The sequence below is a fragment of the Proteus sp. STS61-E genome, assembly GCF_040932335.1.
Classification (GTDB): Bacteria; Pseudomonadota; Gammaproteobacteria; order Enterobacterales; family Enterobacteriaceae; genus Proteus; species Proteus mirabilis_B.
In genome coordinates, this window is the sequence record NZ_JBFQGE010000024.1 from 1 (window position 1) to 228 (window position 228).

A 228-nucleotide genomic window follows, 5' to 3' on the forward strand; every position below is an offset into this window, starting at 1 on the left:
AACTCATTCGCCCAGTTAAGACTCGGTTTCCCTACGGCTCCCCTATACGGTTAACCTTGCTACAGAATATAAGTCGCTGACCCATTATACAAAAGGTACGCAGTCACCCCATAAAGAGGCTCCTACTGCTTGTACGTACACGGTTTCAGGTTCTTTTTCACTCCCCTCGCCGGGGTTCTTTTCGCCTTTCCCTCACGGTACTGGTTCACTATCGGTCAATCAGGAGTA

1 rRNA gene is annotated in these 228 nt (G+C 49.1%); it reads right to left on the reverse strand.

Annotated elements, in window-relative coordinates:
- Positions 1 to 228, reverse strand: a 23S ribosomal RNA gene (locus AB4J89_RS19025); the annotation flags it as partial.